General features: G+C 62.8%; 15 protein-coding genes and 1 pseudogene. 10 read left to right on the forward strand and 6 right to left on the reverse strand.

Annotated features, from left to right (window positions below; translation table 11 throughout):
- Positions 1-3 precede the first annotated feature (3 nt).
- Both HK439_RS20840 and HK439_RS20845 read left to right on the forward strand, forming a co-directional pair.
- Positions 4-1,512 (forward strand): malonate--CoA ligase, encoded by a 1,509-nt coding sequence (locus tag HK439_RS20840; protein WP_190293413.1) that lies wholly within the window; start codon positions 4-6, stop codon positions 1,510-1,512.
- A gap of 454 nt (positions 1,513-1,966) precedes the next feature.
- Positions 1,967-3,145 (forward strand): DUF2778 domain-containing protein, encoded by a 1,179-nt coding sequence (locus HK439_RS20845; protein WP_190293414.1) that lies wholly within the window; start codon positions 1,967-1,969, stop codon positions 3,143-3,145.
- A 117-nt stretch (positions 3,146-3,262) separates the two neighbouring features.
- On the opposite strand, the gene HK439_RS20850 is transcribed toward HK439_RS20845, so the two are convergent.
- Positions 3,263-4,462 (reverse strand): MFS transporter, encoded by a 1,200-nt coding sequence (locus HK439_RS20850; RefSeq protein ID WP_328804209.1) that lies wholly within the window; start codon positions 4,460-4,462, stop codon positions 3,263-3,265.
- 189 nt (positions 4,463-4,651) lie between these two features.
- Between HK439_RS20850 and HK439_RS20855 the strand changes: the two are divergent.
- Together HK439_RS20855 and HK439_RS27390 are read left to right on the forward strand one after the other, a co-directional pair.
- Positions 4,652-5,470, forward strand: a pseudogene (locus tag HK439_RS20855) (AraC family transcriptional regulator).
- A 59-nt stretch (positions 5,471-5,529) separates the two neighbouring features.
- On the forward strand, positions 5,530-5,652 hold the full coding sequence (locus HK439_RS27390; protein ID WP_190293453.1) for a DUF3604 domain-containing protein: 123 nt from the start codon (positions 5,530-5,532) through the stop codon (positions 5,650-5,652).
- A 179-nt stretch (positions 5,653-5,831) separates the two neighbouring features.
- On the opposite strand, the gene HK439_RS20865 is transcribed toward HK439_RS27390, so the two are convergent.
- Positions 5,832-6,428: an integrase core domain-containing protein gene (locus tag HK439_RS20865; RefSeq protein ID WP_235988040.1), complete on the reverse strand. Its 597-nt coding sequence runs from the start codon at positions 6,426-6,428 to the stop codon at positions 5,832-5,834.
- On the opposite strand from HK439_RS20865, the gene HK439_RS20870 reads away from it, so the two are divergent.
- The 4 genes from HK439_RS20870 to HK439_RS20885 all read left to right on the forward strand — a co-directional run bounded on the left by HK439_RS20870 (position 6,372) and on the right by HK439_RS20885 (position 12,159).
- The gene (locus HK439_RS20870) at positions 6,372-8,231 is read left to right on the forward strand and encodes a DUF3604 domain-containing protein (RefSeq protein WP_328804211.1); all 1,860 of its coding nucleotides are present in this window, start codon (positions 6,372-6,374) and stop codon (positions 8,229-8,231) included. The genes HK439_RS20865 and HK439_RS20870 overlap by 57 nt on opposite strands.
- 12 nt (positions 8,232-8,243) lie before the next feature.
- Positions 8,244-10,169, forward strand: a complete 1,926-nt coding sequence (locus HK439_RS20875; RefSeq protein ID WP_190293416.1) for a DUF3604 domain-containing protein — start codon at positions 8,244-8,246, stop codon at positions 10,167-10,169.
- Positions 10,170-10,327: 158 nt separating this feature from the next.
- Complete coding sequence (locus tag HK439_RS20880; RefSeq protein ID WP_190293417.1) at positions 10,328-11,164, forward strand: peptidyl-prolyl cis-trans isomerase; 837 nt, start codon at positions 10,328-10,330, stop codon at positions 11,162-11,164.
- Positions 11,161-12,159, forward strand: coding sequence for a HupE/UreJ family protein (locus HK439_RS20885; RefSeq protein ID WP_190293418.1), 999 nt, complete (start codon positions 11,161-11,163; stop codon positions 12,157-12,159). The genes HK439_RS20880 and HK439_RS20885 overlap by 4 nt, the downstream gene beginning before the upstream one ends.
- Before the next feature lie 145 nt (positions 12,160-12,304).
- On the opposite strand, the gene HK439_RS20890 is transcribed toward HK439_RS20885, so the two are convergent.
- Positions 12,305-12,868: a rhodanese-like domain-containing protein gene (locus HK439_RS20890; protein WP_190293419.1), complete on the reverse strand. Its 564-nt coding sequence runs from the start codon at positions 12,866-12,868 to the stop codon at positions 12,305-12,307.
- A gap of 129 nt (positions 12,869-12,997) precedes the next feature.
- On the reverse strand, positions 12,998-13,651 hold the full coding sequence (locus tag HK439_RS20895; protein ID WP_190293420.1) for a cupin domain-containing protein: 654 nt from the start codon (positions 13,649-13,651) through the stop codon (positions 12,998-13,000).
- Between the two features lie 247 nt (positions 13,652-13,898).
- On the opposite strand from HK439_RS20895, the gene HK439_RS20900 reads away from it, so the two are divergent.
- Positions 13,899-15,368: an ATP-binding protein gene (locus HK439_RS20900; protein ID WP_190293421.1), complete on the forward strand. Its 1,470-nt coding sequence runs from the start codon at positions 13,899-13,901 to the stop codon at positions 15,366-15,368.
- Here the strand turns inward: HK439_RS20900 and HK439_RS20905 are convergent.
- Both HK439_RS20905 and HK439_RS20910 read right to left on the reverse strand, forming a co-directional pair.
- Positions 15,365-15,568, reverse strand: a complete 204-nt coding sequence (locus tag HK439_RS20905; protein WP_190293422.1) for a hypothetical protein — start codon at positions 15,566-15,568, stop codon at positions 15,365-15,367. The two genes, HK439_RS20900 and HK439_RS20905, sit on opposite strands and share 4 nt — an antisense overlap.
- Before the next feature lie 133 nt (positions 15,569-15,701).
- The gene (locus HK439_RS20910; RefSeq protein WP_190293423.1) at positions 15,702-16,061 is read right to left on the reverse strand and encodes a hypothetical protein; all 360 of its coding nucleotides are present in this window, start codon (positions 16,059-16,061) and stop codon (positions 15,702-15,704) included.
- 297 nt (positions 16,062-16,358) lie between these two features.
- Here HK439_RS20910 and hmgA point away from each other — a divergent pair, with 297 nt between their 5' ends.
- On the forward strand, positions 16,359-17,660 hold the full coding sequence (hmgA, locus tag HK439_RS20915; RefSeq protein WP_235988047.1) for a homogentisate 1,2-dioxygenase: 1,302 nt from the start codon (positions 16,359-16,361) through the stop codon (positions 17,658-17,660).
- Positions 17,661-17,675 lie beyond the last annotated feature (15 nt).

A 17,675-nucleotide genomic window follows, 5' to 3' on the forward strand; every position in this document is an offset into this window, starting at 1 on the left:
CCCATGAACCATCTCTTTTCTGAAATCCGCGCCAACATGCCGGACACCGGCAAGGTCTTTCTGGAAACCCAGGACGGCCGGCAGATCAGCTACGGCGATGTGCTGGCCCTGTCGGCCCGCTATGCCAATGCGCTGACCGATATCGGTGTGTCGCCCGGCGACCGGGTGGCGGTGCAGGTGGAAAAGACGCCGGAAGCCCTGATGCTTTACCTGGCGACAGTGCGCGCGGGCGGTATCTTCCTGCCGCTGAACACCGCCTACACGCCGGCCGAGATCGATTATTTCGTCACCGACGCCGAACCGGCCGTCCTCGTCTGCGATCCGGCAAAGGCCGATGCCCTTGCCGCCACGGCGCAAAAGGTCGGCGCCAGCCTGCAGACGCTCGATGCGGCCGGCGAGGGGTCCCTGCGCACGCTCGCCGACGGGGCTTCAAGTCAGTTTGAGGACGTGGCGCGCGAGGACACCGATCTTGCGGCAATCCTTTACACCTCCGGCACGACCGGCCGTTCCAAGGGCGCGATGCTGTCCCACGAGAACCTGGCCTCCAACGCCCGTACGCTGGTAAAATACTGGCAGTTCACCGGCGACGACGTCCTGTTGCATGCCTTGCCGATCTTCCATACCCACGGCCTGTTCGTCGCCACCAACACCCTGCTTTTTGCCGGCGGCTCCATGTTGTTCCTGCCGAAGTTCGATCTGGACGCGGTCCTGAAGCTGCTGCCGAAGGCGACCTCGATGATGGGCGTGCCGACCTTCTATATCCGCCTGCTCGGCTCGAACGCGTTCACCCGGGATCTCGTGTCCCATATGCGGCTGTTCATTTCCGGGTCCGCACCGCTGTCGGCCGAAGTGCACAAGGAGTTCAGCGAGCGCACCGGTCTTGCCATCCTGGAACGCTACGGCATGACCGAAACCAACATGAACACCTCCAACCCGTATGACGGCGAGCGCCGGGCCGGGACCGTCGGCTTCCCGCTGCCGGGCGTCGGCCTCAGGATCGCCGATCCGACGACGGGCAGGGAACTGCCTCAGGGCGAGGTCGGCGTGATCGAGGTCAAGGGGCCGAACGTGTTCCAGGGCTATTGGCGCATGCCGGAAAAGACGGCGGAGGAATTCCGCACCGACGGCTATTTCGTCACCGGCGACATGGGCCGGATCGACGAGCGCGGCTATGTTTCCATCGTGGGCCGTTCCAAGGACCTGATCATTTCCGGCGGCTTCAACGTCTATCCGGCCGAAGTCGAGGCACTGCTCGACGAAATCCCGGGCGTTGCCGAAAGTGCCGTGATCGGCGTTCCCCATCCCGATTTCGGTGAGGGCGTGGTCGCGGTCGTGGCCGCCCGTCCTGGCGCCGATCTCGATGCCGGCGGCATCACCGTCGCCCTGTCCGACAAGCTCGCCCGTTTCAAGCAGCCCAAGGAAGTCCACATCGTGGAAGCCCTGCCGCGCAACACCATGGGCAAGATCCAGAAGAACGCCCTGCGGGAGACCTACAAGGGCGACTTCGGCTAGACGAATCGCCGTCTTTTGTGGCGTCACGGGCCGGACAATCCACCGGATCCGGATCGGTCCGGGTTAGTGCGTAGCGTCCGGCATCCGGCCCATGGCTTTGTTGCGATTTGCAAGCCTGTTTTTTGTCGACGGACCCCCGTCCTTCCTCCTTCCGTAGAGGGAGTGCCCGAAAATGGCCGCTTTTTGATGTTTTTCGGTTTGATTACATTTTCGTAATCGTCGATTGCGAGCGTTTTCGTAAATGTCTTGGTTACCAAGTTTCTTCATAGTTGGAGATTGCTGGGGACCTCGACAGGCGGGGGCAGGGTTGCAGCCTTTAAGTGTCGGTTTGTCGGACACGCGGCTCGTCAGCCGCGGGTAAAGCAAAGTTTGGGCGCATATGTATCGTAGTAAACAGCCTTCCAAACCTCAGGGTCAGGCAAGGACGAAGAAGTCCGGTGTCCGCGGAACACGCGTGGCATTGTTCGGCGGGGCCATCGCTCTTTCCGCTCTCGCGCTGTCTGTGACCCTGACGAAATCATCCGTCGGCCCGGTCGAAGACCAGTTGGCGCGGATCTTCTCCGACCCGGAAACCCGGGCAGCCATCCCTCCGTTGCCGCAGTCCAAACCGGACGACATCATCACCGGCAGCATCGCGCCGAACCATGCCGGCGCATATGCCGGGCCGGCCGATCGTCTGACGACGACCGGGCAGGAAGTGCTTCCCGAGCCGGATCGTCCGTTTGCCCTGTCGTCTGAAGAAACGCTCGCGCTGGCCATGGCCCGGCGCCAGCAGGAAGAGGACGAGGCGGCGGCAAAGGTCGCTCTCGTGGCCGAACTGGCCAAGGGACTGCTGCGGCGCAGGCTGCTGGCGGCGCGCGAGACCGAGGGCGGTGCCGACAGCACAGCCGACGGTTCTATAACCGTCGCGGCGCTGGAGCCGGAAACGGAAGAAACGGACACCGGCGAGATAACCATCGAAACCGACGTCGCGAATGCGGAGACGGCTCCGGATATGACGCCGGAAACGGCGCCCGTGCCGTCCAAACGTCCGGAAGTACCGAGCTGGGCCCGGGCGAAGGACGACGACAAGGAAAAGAGCAAGGGGCGCAAGACCTATCCCCAGCTTGCCTATGCGGCTCCGGAAGACCCGACCACCACCGATGACAGCGGCGGCGGCGGCCTGTTCGGCGGCCTGTCCAAGGTGTTCAGCGGCGGCGGCGGCAAGGGCGGCCTTCCCGGTCGCGGCAGCGGCATTGCGGTCTATGACATCAAGTCGGCCACCGTCTACATGCCGGACGGCCAGAAGCTGGAAGCCCATTCCGGTCTGGGCCACATGAAGGACAACCCGAATTACACCAAGCGGAAGAACCGCGGGCCGACGCCGCCGAATGTCTACAAGCTCGTCATGCGTGAGAGCCTGTACCACGGGGTTGAGGCGGTGCGCATGCTGCCGACCGACCGGGGCGCCATGCATGGCCGCGACGGCATGCTTGCTCATACGTCGCTGGTGCGCGGCACCAACGGCTCTCACGGCTGCGTCGCCTTCAAGAACTATTCCCGCTTCCTGGCAGCCTTCAAGGCGGGCAAGGTGAAGAAGATGATCGTCGTGCCTGACCTGCGCGAACTGCCGGTCTACATGGCGTCCCTGTAAGCGCTTCTGCCGGCGGCCCGACGCTGCCGGCCTTTTCTTCTTTCACAGAGCATCGAGGCGGGATGATACCGGTCTCGCCAGCCCTTCAACGGTACGGGTTTTGCCGTCCGTGGAATGTCACGCCCTTTCGACGTTCGGCAGGAACACCGTCAGGATGCCAAAGGCGGGCAGGAAGGCACACAGGTGGTAGACGTATTCGATCCCCTTGATGTCGGCGACCTCGCCGAGAACCGCCGCGCCCAGACCCGCAATGCCGAAGGCAAAGCCGAAGAACAGGCCTGCGATCAGCCCGACCTTGCCCGGCACCAGCTCCTGGGCGAAGACGATGATCGCCGAAAACGCCGAGGCCAGCACGAGGCCGATGATGACAGTGAGCACACCCGTCCAGAACAGGTTGGCGTAGGGCAGGGCGAGCGTGAACGGCAGCACGCCGAGGATTGAAATCCAGATCACCACCTTGCGGCCGATCCGGTCGCCGACCGGGCCGCCGATGACCGTGCCGGCCGCGACGGCGCCTAAGAACAGGAACAGGAGAAGCTGGGATTCGCGGATGCCGACGCCGAATTTGTGGATCAGGTAGAAGGTGTAATAGTTCGTCAGGCTGGCCATGTAGATGTACTTGGAAAAGACCAGCAGCCCGAGAACGGCAATCGCCAGCACGACGCGCGACGGCGACAGACCGGTGACGGCATGCGCGACCGCGTGCCTGGCCGTGGTCTTTCTCTTTCCGGCGTACCAGCTGCCCACCTGCCACAGCACCAGCATGGCGAGAAGGGCGGCGGCTGAGAACCAGGCGACGCTCTTTTGGCCCTGGGGCAGGACGATGAAGGCGGCGAGCAACGGCCCGAGCGCCGTGCCGAAATTGCCACCGACCTGAAACAGCGACTGGGCAAGGCCGTGGCGCCCGCCCGACGCCATTCGTGCGATCCGCGAGGATTCCGGGTGGAACACGGCCGAGCCCAGTCCGATCAGCGCGCAGGCGACAAGCATCCATTCGAACCGGTGGGCATTGGCGAGCACGATCAGACCGGTGAAGGTGGAGCCCATACCGACGGTGAGCGAATAAGGCTGCGGACGCCTGTCGGTATAGATGCCGACCAGCGGCTGCAGCAGGGACGCGGTGATCTGGAACGTGAGCGTCATCAGCCCGATCTGGCCGAAATCGAGCGCATAGCCTTCCTTCAGGATCGGATAGATCCCGGCCAGCAGCGATTGCATCATGTCGTTCAGCATGTGGCAGAAGCTGAGCGCTGCGATGATCGCAAAGGCGGTCGTTGGTGCAGACGGTTGGTCAGCGGTCGTGGTGGCGGTGGTCACGTGGATCTCCCTGAGGCTCCTAAAGGGGCCTGTCCTGCCGCTGAGAATAGCAGGATTGTTCAGGCCTGCTTTCGTGCTATGGTCCAATTCTTTCGCGAGTGGGCCAAATTTACCGGGTCATGGATGACACGCGCTGCCAACAAACATCCAGTTGCCGACGGGCAGGGTAGTACACCCGACGAAGGCGATATGGGGCCGGCCTGGACCCTTGAAGCTCATGACCGGATCATTGACCGGCTGGAGAACGCGCGTGGACCGGTCATCGCCAAGGCGAGCGAATACCCGGACGGCTACGTGGTGCGGCCGCACAGGCACAGCCGGGCGCAGTTGATCTATGCGCTTGCCGGTGTCGTGACGGTCTCGACGGCGACAGGCAGCTGGATGGTGCCGCCCGACCATGCGCTCTGGGTGCCGGCCGAGCTGGAACATTCCGTCACGGCGAGCGGCCATGTCAGCATGCGTTCGATCTACGTAAAGCCGGGCGCGGTCTCGGAGTTGCCGCGGGAAACCCGCGTCGTCGGCCTGACAGACCTGATGCGCAGCCTGATGCTGGAAGCCGTCAGGCTGCCGCAAAATTACGAAGCCGCAAGCCGCACCGGCCTGATCATGGCCCTTATCCTGGAAGAGATCCCCAATCTGCCCGAGCGGCCGCTCGGCCTGCCGTTTCCGGCCGACCCGCGGCTGGCAAACCTTTGCCGTGGTTTTCTGGATGACCCGGCGACAGGTGCTTCCATCGACGACTGGGCCGGGTCGCTCGGCATGAGCCGGCGTTCATTCACCCGGCATTTCCGCCACGAAACAGGTATCAGCCTGTCCGCCTAGCGCCAGCAGGCCTGCATCTTCGCCGCCCTGCCGCGCCTGGCCGGCGGGGAGCAGGTGACCAGCGTCGCCCTCGATCTCGGTTACGACAGCACCGCCGCCTTCACCACCATGTTCAAGCGCATGACCGGCATCGTGCCGAGCCGGTATCTGCGCGGGATCGCTTCATCGGCGGAAGTGGTTGAATAAATCGGCCCGACTGCACCTGTTGATACAGGTCATTTCGCTTCGAGGAAGGGGTTTCTAGGATCGAGCCAGCCAAGCGGGGATGTGGCGCGTTCCGCTTTGGCGTCGGGATCCCGAAGCAGATCCAGACGATCCACCAGGAGCGCGCCTACACCTCGCCCATCTGGTACACGCCGAAGGGGTAAGACCCTCCGAAGCTGGAAGTCAGGCTATTCGTTCGGCCGATCATCAGACGAAAGCCTGAAATTCGGAGCTTCACTTATATTCGTCTCCGAGCGATTGATCCTACCATTTGAATCGCTTGAAGGGGTTGAAAGATGGTCTGGCTGGCAATCCTGTGCAACCCGGATGATGGGTAACAGTTCTATCCGGGAGGATGGGTAACAGTTTTTGTTTTTCTGCCTCGTGTGGGCCAGCGCAGTTTCAGGTCTTCAGTGATATAGCCGATGAAGACCGGTCCGTAGCGGAGTTCAAGTTGCCCGGTGTCGGCTTCTTCAATGCCGACCGGCTCTCCGACGAGGGCCATGGAGACATAAACGGTGCTGCCGCGCCACTTGATTTCGCCGTTTTGGCGCACCCTGCGCACGCATGTTCCCTGATCATAGTCGGGAGATCTGAGCCTGCCGCTCCAGGGTCTTGACGAGTCTGTATAGGCGGCGGCCGGGGTTGCCATGCCGAGCGCCTCATGCGGACGCTCTTCATTGTAGGTCTGCCGAAAGCGGACGAACCGGTCGGCCTGGGCTTTCAGGTTGGCCGCGGGCGGATTGGCGGTTTCATCCTTCAAGGTTCTGTGCAGGCGCTCCAGCCGGCCGTTCTGCTGCGGCGAGGCCGGGGCAATGCGTTCAGGACGAACGCCCGCCTTGATGAGCTGGACCGCCAGACCCGACAGGCCGGCAGCGTCGGGATCTCCGGCACCCTGGATCAGGAAAAGGCTGACAAAGGCTTTCAAGACACGCCGCATTACTCGCCTTATGTCGACCGCAACTTCCCAACGCGGCCGTTTTTCGGCGATACGCATCTTCACACGGCCTATTCCATGGATGCAGGCGCATTCGGCGCACGCCTCGGCCCGCGCGACGCCTATCGCTTCGCCCGGGGGGAGCAGGTGACGTCTTCCACCGGACAACCTGTCAAACTCGCGCGACCGCTCGATTTCCTCGTCGTGGCGGATCACTCCGACAATATGGGTTTCTTCCCTGATCTGTTCGCCGGCAAGCCGAACCTGCTCGCGGATCCGACCGGCAAGAAGTGGTACGAGATGATCAAGAATGGCAAGGGCAATGATGCCGCCATGGAGATCATCGTTGCTTTCTCGCACAACACGTTTCCAAAGGATCTTTTTTACGGCTCCGGCACGCGCGCTTACAAAAATGCGTGGCAGAAAACGATCGATGCCGCCGAGGAATTCAACGATCCCGGCGTTTTTACCGCCTTCATTGGCTATGAATGGACCTCGAACACAGGCGGCAACAATCTGCACCGCAACGTGATTTTCAGAGATGACGGCGACAAGGCGAGCGAAGTTGTGCCTTTCACGGTCTATCCGCCAGGGAGCGATAATCCCGTGCACCTGTGGGAATGGATGGCCGCCTATGAAGAAAAGACCGGCGGCAACGTTCTGGCGATCCCGCACAACGGGAACCTGAGCAACGGCATCATGTTCCCGGTCGAGGAAGCCTTCGGCAAGAAGCTCGACAAGTCTTATGTTGAATCACGGGCGAAATGGGAGCGCCTTTACGAGACGACCCAAACCAAGGGCACCGGCGAAGCCCATCCGTTCCTTTCGCCGAATGACGAGTTCGCCGCCTTCGAGCTTTGGGACAAGGGCAACCTCGACGGTTCTGTTGCCAAGACCAATGACATGCTGGAATTCGAATATTCGCGGTCAGCGCTCAAGAACGGTCTGAAGCTTCAAAAAGAGTTCGGGACCAATCCGTTTAAATTCGGCCTGATCGGCAGCAGTGATGCGCACACGGGTCTGGCGGCGTTGGAGGAAAACAATTTCTTCGGCAAAACGGTGCCGCAGGAACCGAGCGCCGAACGGATGACGGCAACATTCGTCGATAACAAGGATACCGGTGTCAAGATTATGGACTGGGAAGTCGGCGCTTCCGGCTATGCCGCGGTCTGGGCAGAAGAAAACACACGAGCCTCGATCTGGGATGCCATGCAACGCCGGGAAACCTATGCAACCACCGGTCCCCGCATGCTGGTGCGCTTCTTCGGCGGTTGGGGCTTCACGCCTGAAGACGCCGACAGCCGCGTTCCTGCGGATGTTGGCTATACCAAGGGCGTGCCCATGGGCGGCGATCTTGCCAAGGCTCCGGACGGCGGCAAAGCTCCGACCTTCCTGGTCGCCGCGCTAAAGGACCCCATCGGCGCCAATCTCGACCGCTACCAGATCGTAAAGGGGTGGATGGACGCCGACGGGAAACTGCAGGAAAAGGTCTATGATGTGGCCTGGTCCGGCGACCGGCAGCCGGACGCGGATGGCAAGCTTCCACCAGTGGGCGACACTGTAGATGTGGCCAATGCTTCCTGGTCGAATTCCATCGGCTCTTCCGAATTAATCGCCGTTTGGGAGGATCCCGATTTCGATCCGGCCGAGTCCGCTTTCTATTACGGACGAGTCATCGAAATTCCGACGCCCCGCTGGACAGCCTATGATGCCAAATTCTTTGGCTCCAAACCGCTTGACGGCACCCGGATGAAAATCCAGGAACGCGCCTACACCTCGCCCATCTGGTACACGCCCAAAGGATAGGATGCTGCGAAAATGAAGTGCTCTCTACGCTACACGATATCCTTTCTCGCAATGATTGCCCCTGTCGCGCTTCATGCTCAGGAGCAAAAGCCGGCCGGGTATCTCGGCGATGTGGCGATCAGCGAGAAGGACGTGAAGCTGGGCGCCAGACATTACTCGCCCTTCCTTGACCAGTCCTACCCCAACCGGGTTTTCTGGGGCGATACCCACCTGCACACCTCCTATTCCACCGATGCCGGAATGATCGGCAATGTGCTCGGCCCGGACGAGGCGTTCCGGTTTGCGCGCGGCGAAAAGGTGCGCGCGTCGGCGGGCACCTGGGCACAACTCGTTCGTCCGCTCGATTTCCTCGTTGTCGCGGACCACGCCGAGAACCTGGGCCTCGCGCCGATGATCGCGGAATCGAATCCGGGTCTGCTCTCCAATGAATGGGGGCGCAAGCTCCACGACCTGGTGAAGGGGGGCGATCCGATCGCGGCTTATGTCGAGTGGGGAGCGGCTCTCAACGCGGCCGTCGACCGGATCAATGACGATAACCTGCAGCGCACCATGTGGAACCGGATCGTCGAAAGCGCCGAGCGCTTCAACGAGCCGGGCGTCTTCACCGCGCTGCACGGCTTCGAGTGGTCGTCAGGGCCTGACGCGAACAATCTGCACCGGGTCGTCATGTTCCGCGACGATGCCGACAAGGTCGAGGACCTGGTGCCGTTCTCCACCTATGACAGCAGCGATCCGGAGGATCTCTGGAACTGGCTGGCGGCTTACGAAAAGCGCACCGGCGGCCATGTGATGGCATTTCCCCACAACGGCAACCTGTCGAACGGACTGATGTTCGACGACAAGCGCATGAACGGTGCGCCGATCGACGTGGACTATGCCGAACGCCGCATGCGCTGGGAACCGCTCTATGAGGTCACCCAGATGAAGGGCGACGGCGAAACGCACCCGAGCCTGTCGCCGAACGATGAGTTCGCCGACTATTACACCTGGGACCGCGGTAATTTCGGTACGGCGCTCAAGACCCCCGACATGTTGCCTCGAGAGTACGCCCGCCAGGCGCTGGCGCGCGGGCTCAAGTACGAGCAGGAGATCGGGGTCAACCCGTTCAAGTTCGGCATGATCGGGTCGACCGACAGTCATACCTCGCTCGCCACCACCCGGGAAGACAACTATTTCGGCAAGGCCACCATCGTCGAACCCGGCACCGGAAAAAACCGCTACGAGGACTTCATCGTCCAGCCTGTCATCCTTGGCGAGGACATCGCCATCCGGCACTACGAAACGCTCGCCTCCGGCCTCGCGGCGGCTTGGGCGCGCGAAAACACGCGCGAAGCGCTCTGGGACGCCTTCAAGCGCAAGGAAGTCTATGCCACCACCGGCTCGCGGATCACCGTCCGGGTCTTCGCCGGCTGGGACTTCGAGGCCGATGAGGTCCAACGGCCCGATTTCGCCAGGACCGGATACGATCGCGGCGTTCCGATGGGAGGCGACCTTTTTACCGGGCCTGATGGCGCTGCACCCACCTTCATGATCCGTGCGCTACGCGACCCGGACGGCGCCAACCTGGACCGGATCCAGATCGTCAAGGGCTGGGTAGACGGGGATGGCAGCCCCAAAACCAAGGTCTTCGACGTCGCATGGTCCGGAGATCGCGAACTTCAGGCGGATGGCAAGCTCCCCCCGGTCGGCAGCACGGTGAAAGGGGCGGACTATACGAACACCATCGGGTCCGCGGCCCTTGGCGGCTACTGGGTCGATCCGGAGTTCGACCCGGAGCAGCGGGCCTACTACTACGTGCGCGTCCTGGAAATCCCTACCCCGTCCTGGCTTGCCTATGACCAGGCGTTTTACGGAAATCTGGACCTGCCGGACGATGCGGTGATGGTCCAGCAGGACCGCGCCTACACTTCGCCCATCTGGTACACGCCGAAGGGTTGAGGCAAATGGTCAAAGCGGGCGTTATTTGAGGGCGCTGGCCAAAATGATCCTGGCCGTTTTGGGAGGTGTCGGTTTATCTCCAGAAGCGATGGCTGCCGAAAACGGTGCGGGCTATTATCTTCCCTGCTTGCCGTTGCCCGGAGTTCGATGAAAACCTCATGCCCATCCGTACCATTCTCAGGTCACCGCTCGTGCATTTTTTTGCGCTCGCCGGGTTCATCTTCGCGCTCTACACGGTGCTCGACGATGCCCCGGCCACGCCCGCGCCCGACGCGATCACCCTGAGCCCGGAGGAAGCCGGACGGCTCGTTACCCGGTTCACGAAGACCTGGAACCGCCCGCCATCAGCCGAAGAGGTGAAGGGGCTGATCCGCGCCTGGGCCCTGGAAGAGGCCTATGTGCGCGATGCACTGGCGCTCGGCCTGGACCAGGGGGACCAGGTGATCCGGCAGCGGCTGATGCTGAAGATGCAGTTTCTGGCGGAATCCGGTGCTGCGGCCGAAAAGGCCGATGATGCCGCCCTGCAGGCCTATCTTAACGAAAATCCCGAGCGTTTCCGCCAGCCCGGGCGCCTGGCCTTCTCCCAGGTCCTTCTGCCGCCTGGCCGGGCCGAGGAAGCGCCGAAGATAAGGGCCGCGCTGGAAAACGGTACCGATCCGGCGACACTCGGCAAGGCGAGCCTGCTGCCGGCCACATTGCCGATGACGCCGGTCCCGGCCATTGACCGGACATTCGGCGACGGGTTCGGCGAGACGCTTGCCGGACTTGCCGAAGGCCGGTGGGAAGGGCCGGTAAAGAGCAGCTACGGACTGCATCTTGTACGCGTGACCGGGCGGACCGAGGCCGCTCTGCCGCCTCTTGCGGAGATTCGCGGCCGGGTCGAAACCGAGTGGCGCGCGGCAAAGGCGCGCGAGATGCGCGAGGCGTTCGAGAAGGCCTTGCTTGCACGCTACACCGTGACCCTGCCGTCCGCTGACGAGGTTCTGGCGCAATGAGGCGGATCGTTCTGGCGCTGGTACTGATTTGCGCCGCCTGGCTGCCGTCTGCGGCATTCGGCCATGCGCTCGATCCCGGCTACCTGGATCTGACGCCCATGGGGCAGGACCGTTGGCGGGTTACCTGGCGCGTGCCGGACGTCGGCGGCCGCCCCATGCCGATCGCGGCGAGGTTGCCGTCGACGTGTTCGCACGACACGCCCCCGCCGCCGCACTTCGACGGCCGGGGCTGGACCACGGGCTGGGTCGCCGACTGCCCGGACGGCCTGGCCGGCGGAGAGATCCGAATCGAGGGCCTGGATCAGACCAATACGGAAACGCTGGTGCGCTTCGAACTTGAACCGGGTTGGACGCAGGTTCACCGACTGACCGCGTCGGAAGCCGCATTCACGGTGCCGGCCGCCGCCGGTGTCATGGAGATCTTCGGCAGCTACGTCGGGCTCGGCGTCACGCATATCCTGGAAGGGGTCGATCACCTGCTCTTCGTGTTCGCCCTTTTACTGCTCGTGCCCGACCGGCGGCGTCTGATCTGGACGGTCACCGCCTTCACACTCGCCCACAGCATAACGCTCGCCGCCGCCACGACGGGCCTTTTGAAAATTCCGTCGCCGCCGGTCGAGGCCGTCATCGCGCTCTCCATCGTTTTCCTGGCCTATGAACTGACCCTGCCGCCCGAACGCCGGGATCCGCTGACCATGCGCTTTCCCTGGCTTGTGTCCTTCGGCTTCGGCCTGATCCACGGGCTGGGCTTTGCCGGGGCACTGCGTGAGATCGGCCTGCCCGAAGGCGACATCCCCCTGGCCCTGTTCTCGTTCAATGTCGGCGTGGAACTCGGACAGCTCCTGTTCATCGCGGCCGTGCTGGCGACCGGCGCTGCCGTGAAGCTGCTCTACCCGCGGATCAAGCTGCACACGGCCGTGCTGACGCGCGTCGCGAGCTACGGGATCGGCAGCATAGCGGCGTTCTGGGTCATTGAGCGCATGGCGGCATTCTGATCGCAATACCGGGCCTGGGAAGGGCGGACAAAGGCTCCGCACGGTTGTGCTCATGGCGATAGGGGTGATGCCGGACACCGGGCTGTTAAAAAGACAAGGCCGGGCAAAGCGCCCGGCCTTCCTGGTATACGCTGTGAAGCGCTCCTCAGAACATATCCTCGGCCACGGTGAGCCCCAGGACGACCCAGTCCTGCATGCCGCCGCGGTAATAGAAGATCTTCTCCGGCGGATAGCCTTCCCGGGCCATGGCCTTGATCGCGGTCGGGCTCTGCGGGCAGGCCGGGCCGTTGCAGAAGGCGATCATCTTGTCGGCATTGGCACAGTCCCATGCCCCCTGGGAGCCGGAGCAGCCCAGTTCGTTCAGGCGCATGGCGACTTCCGTGTAGGGGATGTGGATGCTGCCGGGAATGGTGGATTTGGTGCGCCATTCCAGCGTGCGCATGTCGACCACCTTGGCGCTCTTGGTCTTCAGCGCGTCGAGCACTTCCAGCTCGCCGACCGGCGTGACGCCGGGAACCGGAACCATCGGCTGCAACACACCGCCGATCAGGGCGGCCTCCGTCTTCTGGCGGGTGATATCGACGACACCGTCGTCGGTCTCGATGGTGACGACCGTCTCGTCGCCGGTAATCTTCAGGTTGTCGGCGGCCGCCGCCGGTACCGCAAAGGTCAGGCCCAGAGCCAGAAGTCCGAAAAATCCACGATGCATGTAGTCCTCCCTTTGCCGCGCCCAGAGGTTCCGAGATTTGCGCGGCGTTGATCAATTCAAAGATTCATATCAATGAATATGATCGAGCCGCGCAAGTCAGGCAAGATACGGATGCGGCAAGGGAACGGATTATGCGAGATGGCCTGTCTTGCGGTAGACGCGGGCGCCGGTTTGGCTGGTGATCGTCTGCGTGGAACCGGCCGGAAGCCGCAGCCAGCTGCCTTCCCCGTAGCTGCCGTTTTCGTCGGAAAAACTTCCCGAAAGGACGAAATACTCCGCGCCGCCGGGCAGGGGAACGGCCTCGAAGGCGGCCCCTTTCTCCCAGTCCAGCATCACGACGTCTTCATGGGCATCGGAAAAAAGCGGCAACAGCTTCTCTCCCTTGCGGCCCGCCTGCCAGGCGGTCTCGTCATTGGTGTCGATGCGCACGAATCTGCGGTCCTCCGGGTCCATCTGGCGCAGCTTGACGAGGATCGTGGCGCCCGGCGCACTGGAGGGCACGTGGCTGGAGCCTGGAGGATTGCGCACATACATGCCCTTGGCGAAATCGCCGGTCTCGTCGGAAAAGACCCCGTCGAGCACCAGGAATTCCTCGCCCAGATCATGTTTATGGGCGGAAAAGGACGACCCGGGCGCATAGCGTACCAGCGACGTCGCCCGGGCGACTTCCTCGCCGTCGCGCTCCAGCATGCGGCGCTCGACGCCGGCCATGGGGGAGGGGATCCAATCCAGTGAGTTGCTGTCGACGGCGGCGCGCTTCTTTAAATCCGCATGGATCTGCATGGTTGTCTCCCTAACCTTGTTGTCGGCTTGAGATAGGACGGCCGGATTATAGCGAAAAGGCCGCATGGGGCATGAAGCTGTTGACTTGTTCGTGAGGATTGGGGAAATCGGCGGCCTGACGCACGTGCGATTTTGCACGACGCCGGGAATCATGCAGATTTTGGTCTGTATCTGAAAAGCAGGTTCCGGAATTCTTGCGATTTGAGCGCCGTCAGGCCGGAGAAGTGGCTCGACGCCAGGAAGACGTATGACAGTTAGCATCGATATCGGGGAAATGACGAACGGCCAGCAGGCCGGAATGGATCTGGAGGAATTGCTGGCAACGCGCCTGCTGGTTCAGGGCAATTCCGGCTCGGGCAAGTCGCACCTGTTGCGCCGGCTCCTGGAACAGTCCGCCGGCTGGGTGCAGCAGGCCATCATCGATCCGGAAGGCGATTTCGTTTCGCTGGCCGACAAATACGGTCACGTGGTCGTGGATGCGGTCGGCACGGAAAAGGACCTGCAGATGATCGCAGGCCGTGTGCGGGCTCACCGGGTGTCGGTCATCCTCAATCTGGAAGGACTCGACGCCGACCGCCAGATGAAGGCCGCCGCCACCTTTCTGGACGGGTTGTTCGATGCGGACCGGGACCTCTGGTATCCGATGCTGGTGGTGGTCGACGAGGCGCAGCTGTTTGCGCCCGCCGCCGCCGGTGAAGTCTCCGAGGAAGCCCGCCGCCGGTCGCTCGGCGCCATGACCAACCTCATGTGCCGGGGCAGAAAGCGCGGTCTGGCCGGGATCATCGCCACCCAGCGTCTCGCAAAGCTTGCCAAGAACGTGGCCGCGGAAGCCTCGAACTTCCTCATGGGCCGGACCTTTCTCGATATCGACATGGCGCGCGCCGCCGATCTGCTCGGCATGGAGCGGCGCCAGGCGGAGACCTTCCGCAATCTCGACCGCGGCCATTTCGTCGCCCTCGGTCCGGCCCTGTCGCGCCGGCCCATTCCGGTGAAGATCGGCCCGGTGGAAACCGCCGGCCGCGGCGGCAGTCCGAAACTGATGCCGCTCCCCGATCAGCCGCTCGAAGATGCAAAAGACCTGATCTTCACCCCGTCTCCCGGCGAGGCGATGCCCGTGCGCGTGCGCCAGCCGGAGCCGGTCGCAACGACGTCCGACGTGCTCGATCAGCTGACGAGTGCGGAACAGGCAGGCGACGCGGAACCGGCGGGCAACCTGCTCGACTACGGCGCGCGCGAGGAGGGGATTGCGGAGATCATCGGCGAGATCCTGTCCGAGCCGGAGGCCGCCTTCCAGCCGATCGCGACCCTTTACCAGGATTTCCAGGTCCGCTGCCGGATCGCCAAGCTGCCGGGCGGCATTCCCGATCTTCAGGTGTTCCGGGAAAAGCTCTCGGTTGCGCGCGCCGGCGTGGACAAGGGGGAGGTGGACGACAGCGCCTGGGCCCAGGCGGAACTGGTCGCCGCCGAATTGCCGGAGGATATGCGCGGGGTCTACCTGCTGCTTGCCAAGGCGGCGAACGCCAAGGCGCCGTGTCCGGGAAACATCGAAATCGCGACCGCCTATGGCACCCGGTCTCCGGGCCGGGCGCGCTGGCTGCTGAGTCACATGGAAGAGCGCGGCTTCATCCTCTGCGCGACCGATCTCAGAGGCAACCGCATCGTCACGCTGACGGACCTCGGCTGGCAGACGGCTCCCGGCGACGAGGCCGCCGCCTAGCCCGCCATCCGCCTCGGCTTGATCAGCAGGACAAGCACCAGGGCCAATGGCCAGATGCCGGCGCAGCCAAGCGTTGCCAGGACGACGGCGGGCCTGAGCCCGTGATGTCTGCCGAGCTCGACAAGACTGACCAGAAAAAAGACGGCTGCCCCGATGGTGTAACCCGTCAAAAGCGGGACCCCAACCGCTGACGTCAACATATCTCTACCCCGAATTCTGCAGTCAAGGACTGCTTCCCCGAGGGCCAAGCTATCAAAAGTTGCGGGTTTCGGGAGGGAAACCTGATGGTCAGGCTCCGGAAATTTAACTATTGGTTAACCTGCGGATCGCTCGTCACATTGCCGGCTGCATCCGGCCGGCGGCGGCTTTGGTCCCGGAGACGAACAGACCGGCAAGGCCCGGCGGTACCGGATAGTCCGGATGGGCAAGCAGATAGCGAAGCTGCGCCATTTCCACGGCGATGCTTTCCATGGTCTTTGCCAGCACCTTGTCCAGATAGCTGCCCGCGGTCGTACGCGCCCGGATCTGTTCCGCCTTCGACAGGGTCTTTTGCAGGTAGACCAGCATGGTCTCCACGTCGCTCGCGGTGACGTCGACAACGCGGACCTTTGCCGGCCCGGTCGTTGCCGCATCTGCTTCGGGCGCCATATATCCGGCTGCAAGAACCTCTTCGGTGACGGGATCGGCCAGCATGAAGGTCTCCATAAATGTTCCTGTTTTGTTCTAATATCAGATGTGATCGGGGATGGCAAGACGCCGGCGGTTGCGGACAGCCCCATGGAACCGCCCCCGGGCAGCCTTGCGGCCAGGCGGGTCTCGCGTTCATTCGCATTCTCCCTTGACCCCCGAAATCAAAATGGTTACAAGTGAAACTAAATTATGTCAGCCCCTTTCGGGGCCTCTTTCAGGGAGGATATGGACATGGACCAGATCGACAGCGACGTTGTCAGAAAAGGCGCTGCGCAACACGGCCAGAACGAGCTGGAGTACATGCCGGGCTTCGGCAATGACTTCGAGACCGAGGCGCTTCCGGGAGCCTTGCCGCAGGGCATGAACAGCCCGCAGAAATGCGCCTACGGCCTTTATGGCGAGCAACTGTCCGGCACCGCCTTCACCGCGCCGTCCCATCAGAACGAGCGCACCTGGTGTTACCGCATCCGCCCGTCGGTGAAGCATTCGAGCCGCTACACGAAGATCGACCTGCCGTACTGGAAGTCGGCCCCGAATGTGGTCGATGATGTCGTGTCCCTCGGCCAGTACCGCTGGGATCCGGTGCCGCACACGAATGAGAAGCTGACCTGGCTGACCGGCATGCGCACCATGACCACCGCCGGTGACGTCAACACCCAGGTCGGCATGGCAAGCCACATCTATCTCGTCACCGAATCGATGGTGGACGAATATTTCTACTCCGCCGATTCCGAACTTCTGATCGTGCCCCAGGAAGGCAAGCTGCGGTTTTCGACCGAACTCGGTATCATCGATCTGGAGCCGAAGGAAATCGCCATCATTCCGCGGGGTCTCGTCTACCGGGTCGAACTGCTGGAAGGACCGGCCCGCGGCTTTGTTTGCGAAAACTACGGCCAGAAGTTCGAGCTGCCGGGCCGCGGCCCAATCGGCGCGAACTGCATGGCCAACCGGCGCGACTTCAAGACGCCCGTCGCCGCTTACGAGGACCGCGAAGTCCCCTCGACCCTGACCATCAAGTGGTGCGGCCAGTTCCACACCTGCAAGATCGGCCATTCGCCGCTCGACGTGGTCGCATGGCATGGCAATTACGCGCCGGTGAAATACGACCTGCGCACATACTGTCCGGTCGGCGCGATCCTGTTCGACCATCCGGATCCGTCGATCTTCACGGTCCTGACCGCGCCCTCCGGCGTGCCCGGCACGGCGAACATCGACTTCGTGCTCTTCCGCGAGCGCTGGATGGTGGCTGAAAACACCTTCCGTCCGCCGTGGTACCACAAGAACATCATGTCGGAGCTGATGGGCAACATCTACGGCCAGTACGACGCCAAGCCGCAGGGCTTCGTCCCCGGCGGCATGAGCCTGCACAACATGATGCTGCCGCATGGGCCGGACAACAACGCCTTCGAGGGCGCGTCCAACGCCGATCTCAAGGCGGAAAAGCTCGACAACACCATGTCGTTCATGTTCGAAACCCGCTTCCCGCAGCACCTGACGGCGTTTGCCGGCAAGGAGGCGCCGATTCAGGACGATTATGTCGACTGCTGGAACGGCATCGAGAAGAAGTTCGACGGCACCCCGGAAGGCACCTGGGACAAATAAGAACGCACGCCTGTG

The organism is Roseibium aggregatum, from assembly GCF_014692675.1.
Lineage (GTDB): Bacteria > Pseudomonadota > Alphaproteobacteria > Rhizobiales > Stappiaceae > Roseibium > Roseibium aggregatum_C.

What these genes read in the sequence shown, in the direction of transcription:
- HK439_RS20840 (WP_190293413.1), top strand. Translation starts at nt 4, where the DNA reads ATGAACCATCTCTTTTCTGAAATCCGCGCCAACATGCCGGACACCGGC.
- HK439_RS20865 (WP_235988040.1), bottom strand. Translation starts at nt 6,428, where the DNA reads ATGCGGCGTGTCTTGAAAGCCTTTGTCAGCCTTTTCCTGATCCAGGGT.
- HK439_RS20875 (WP_190293416.1), top strand. Translation starts at nt 8,244, where the DNA reads ATGAAGTGCTCTCTACGCTACACGATATCCTTTCTCGCAATGATTGCC.
- HK439_RS20880 (WP_190293417.1), top strand. Translation starts at nt 10,328, where the DNA reads ATGCCCATCCGTACCATTCTCAGGTCACCGCTCGTGCATTTTTTTGCG.
- HK439_RS20885 (WP_190293418.1), top strand. Translation starts at nt 11,161, where the DNA reads ATGAGGCGGATCGTTCTGGCGCTGGTACTGATTTGCGCCGCCTGGCTG.
- HK439_RS20890 (WP_190293419.1), bottom strand. Translation starts at nt 12,868, where the DNA reads ATGCATCGTGGATTTTTCGGACTTCTGGCTCTGGGCCTGACCTTTGCG.
- HK439_RS20895 (WP_190293420.1), bottom strand. Translation starts at nt 13,651, where the DNA reads ATGCAGATCCATGCGGATTTAAAGAAGCGCGCCGCCGTCGACAGCAAC.
- HK439_RS20900 (WP_190293421.1), top strand. Translation starts at nt 13,899, where the DNA reads ATGACAGTTAGCATCGATATCGGGGAAATGACGAACGGCCAGCAGGCC.
- HK439_RS20905 (WP_190293422.1), bottom strand. Translation starts at nt 15,568, where the DNA reads ATGTTGACGTCAGCGGTTGGGGTCCCGCTTTTGACGGGTTACACCATC.
- HK439_RS20910 (WP_190293423.1), bottom strand. Translation starts at nt 16,061, where the DNA reads ATGCTGGCCGATCCCGTCACCGAAGAGGTTCTTGCAGCCGGATATATG.
- hmgA (WP_235988047.1), top strand. Translation starts at nt 16,359, where the DNA reads ATGCCGGGCTTCGGCAATGACTTCGAGACCGAGGCGCTTCCGGGAGCC.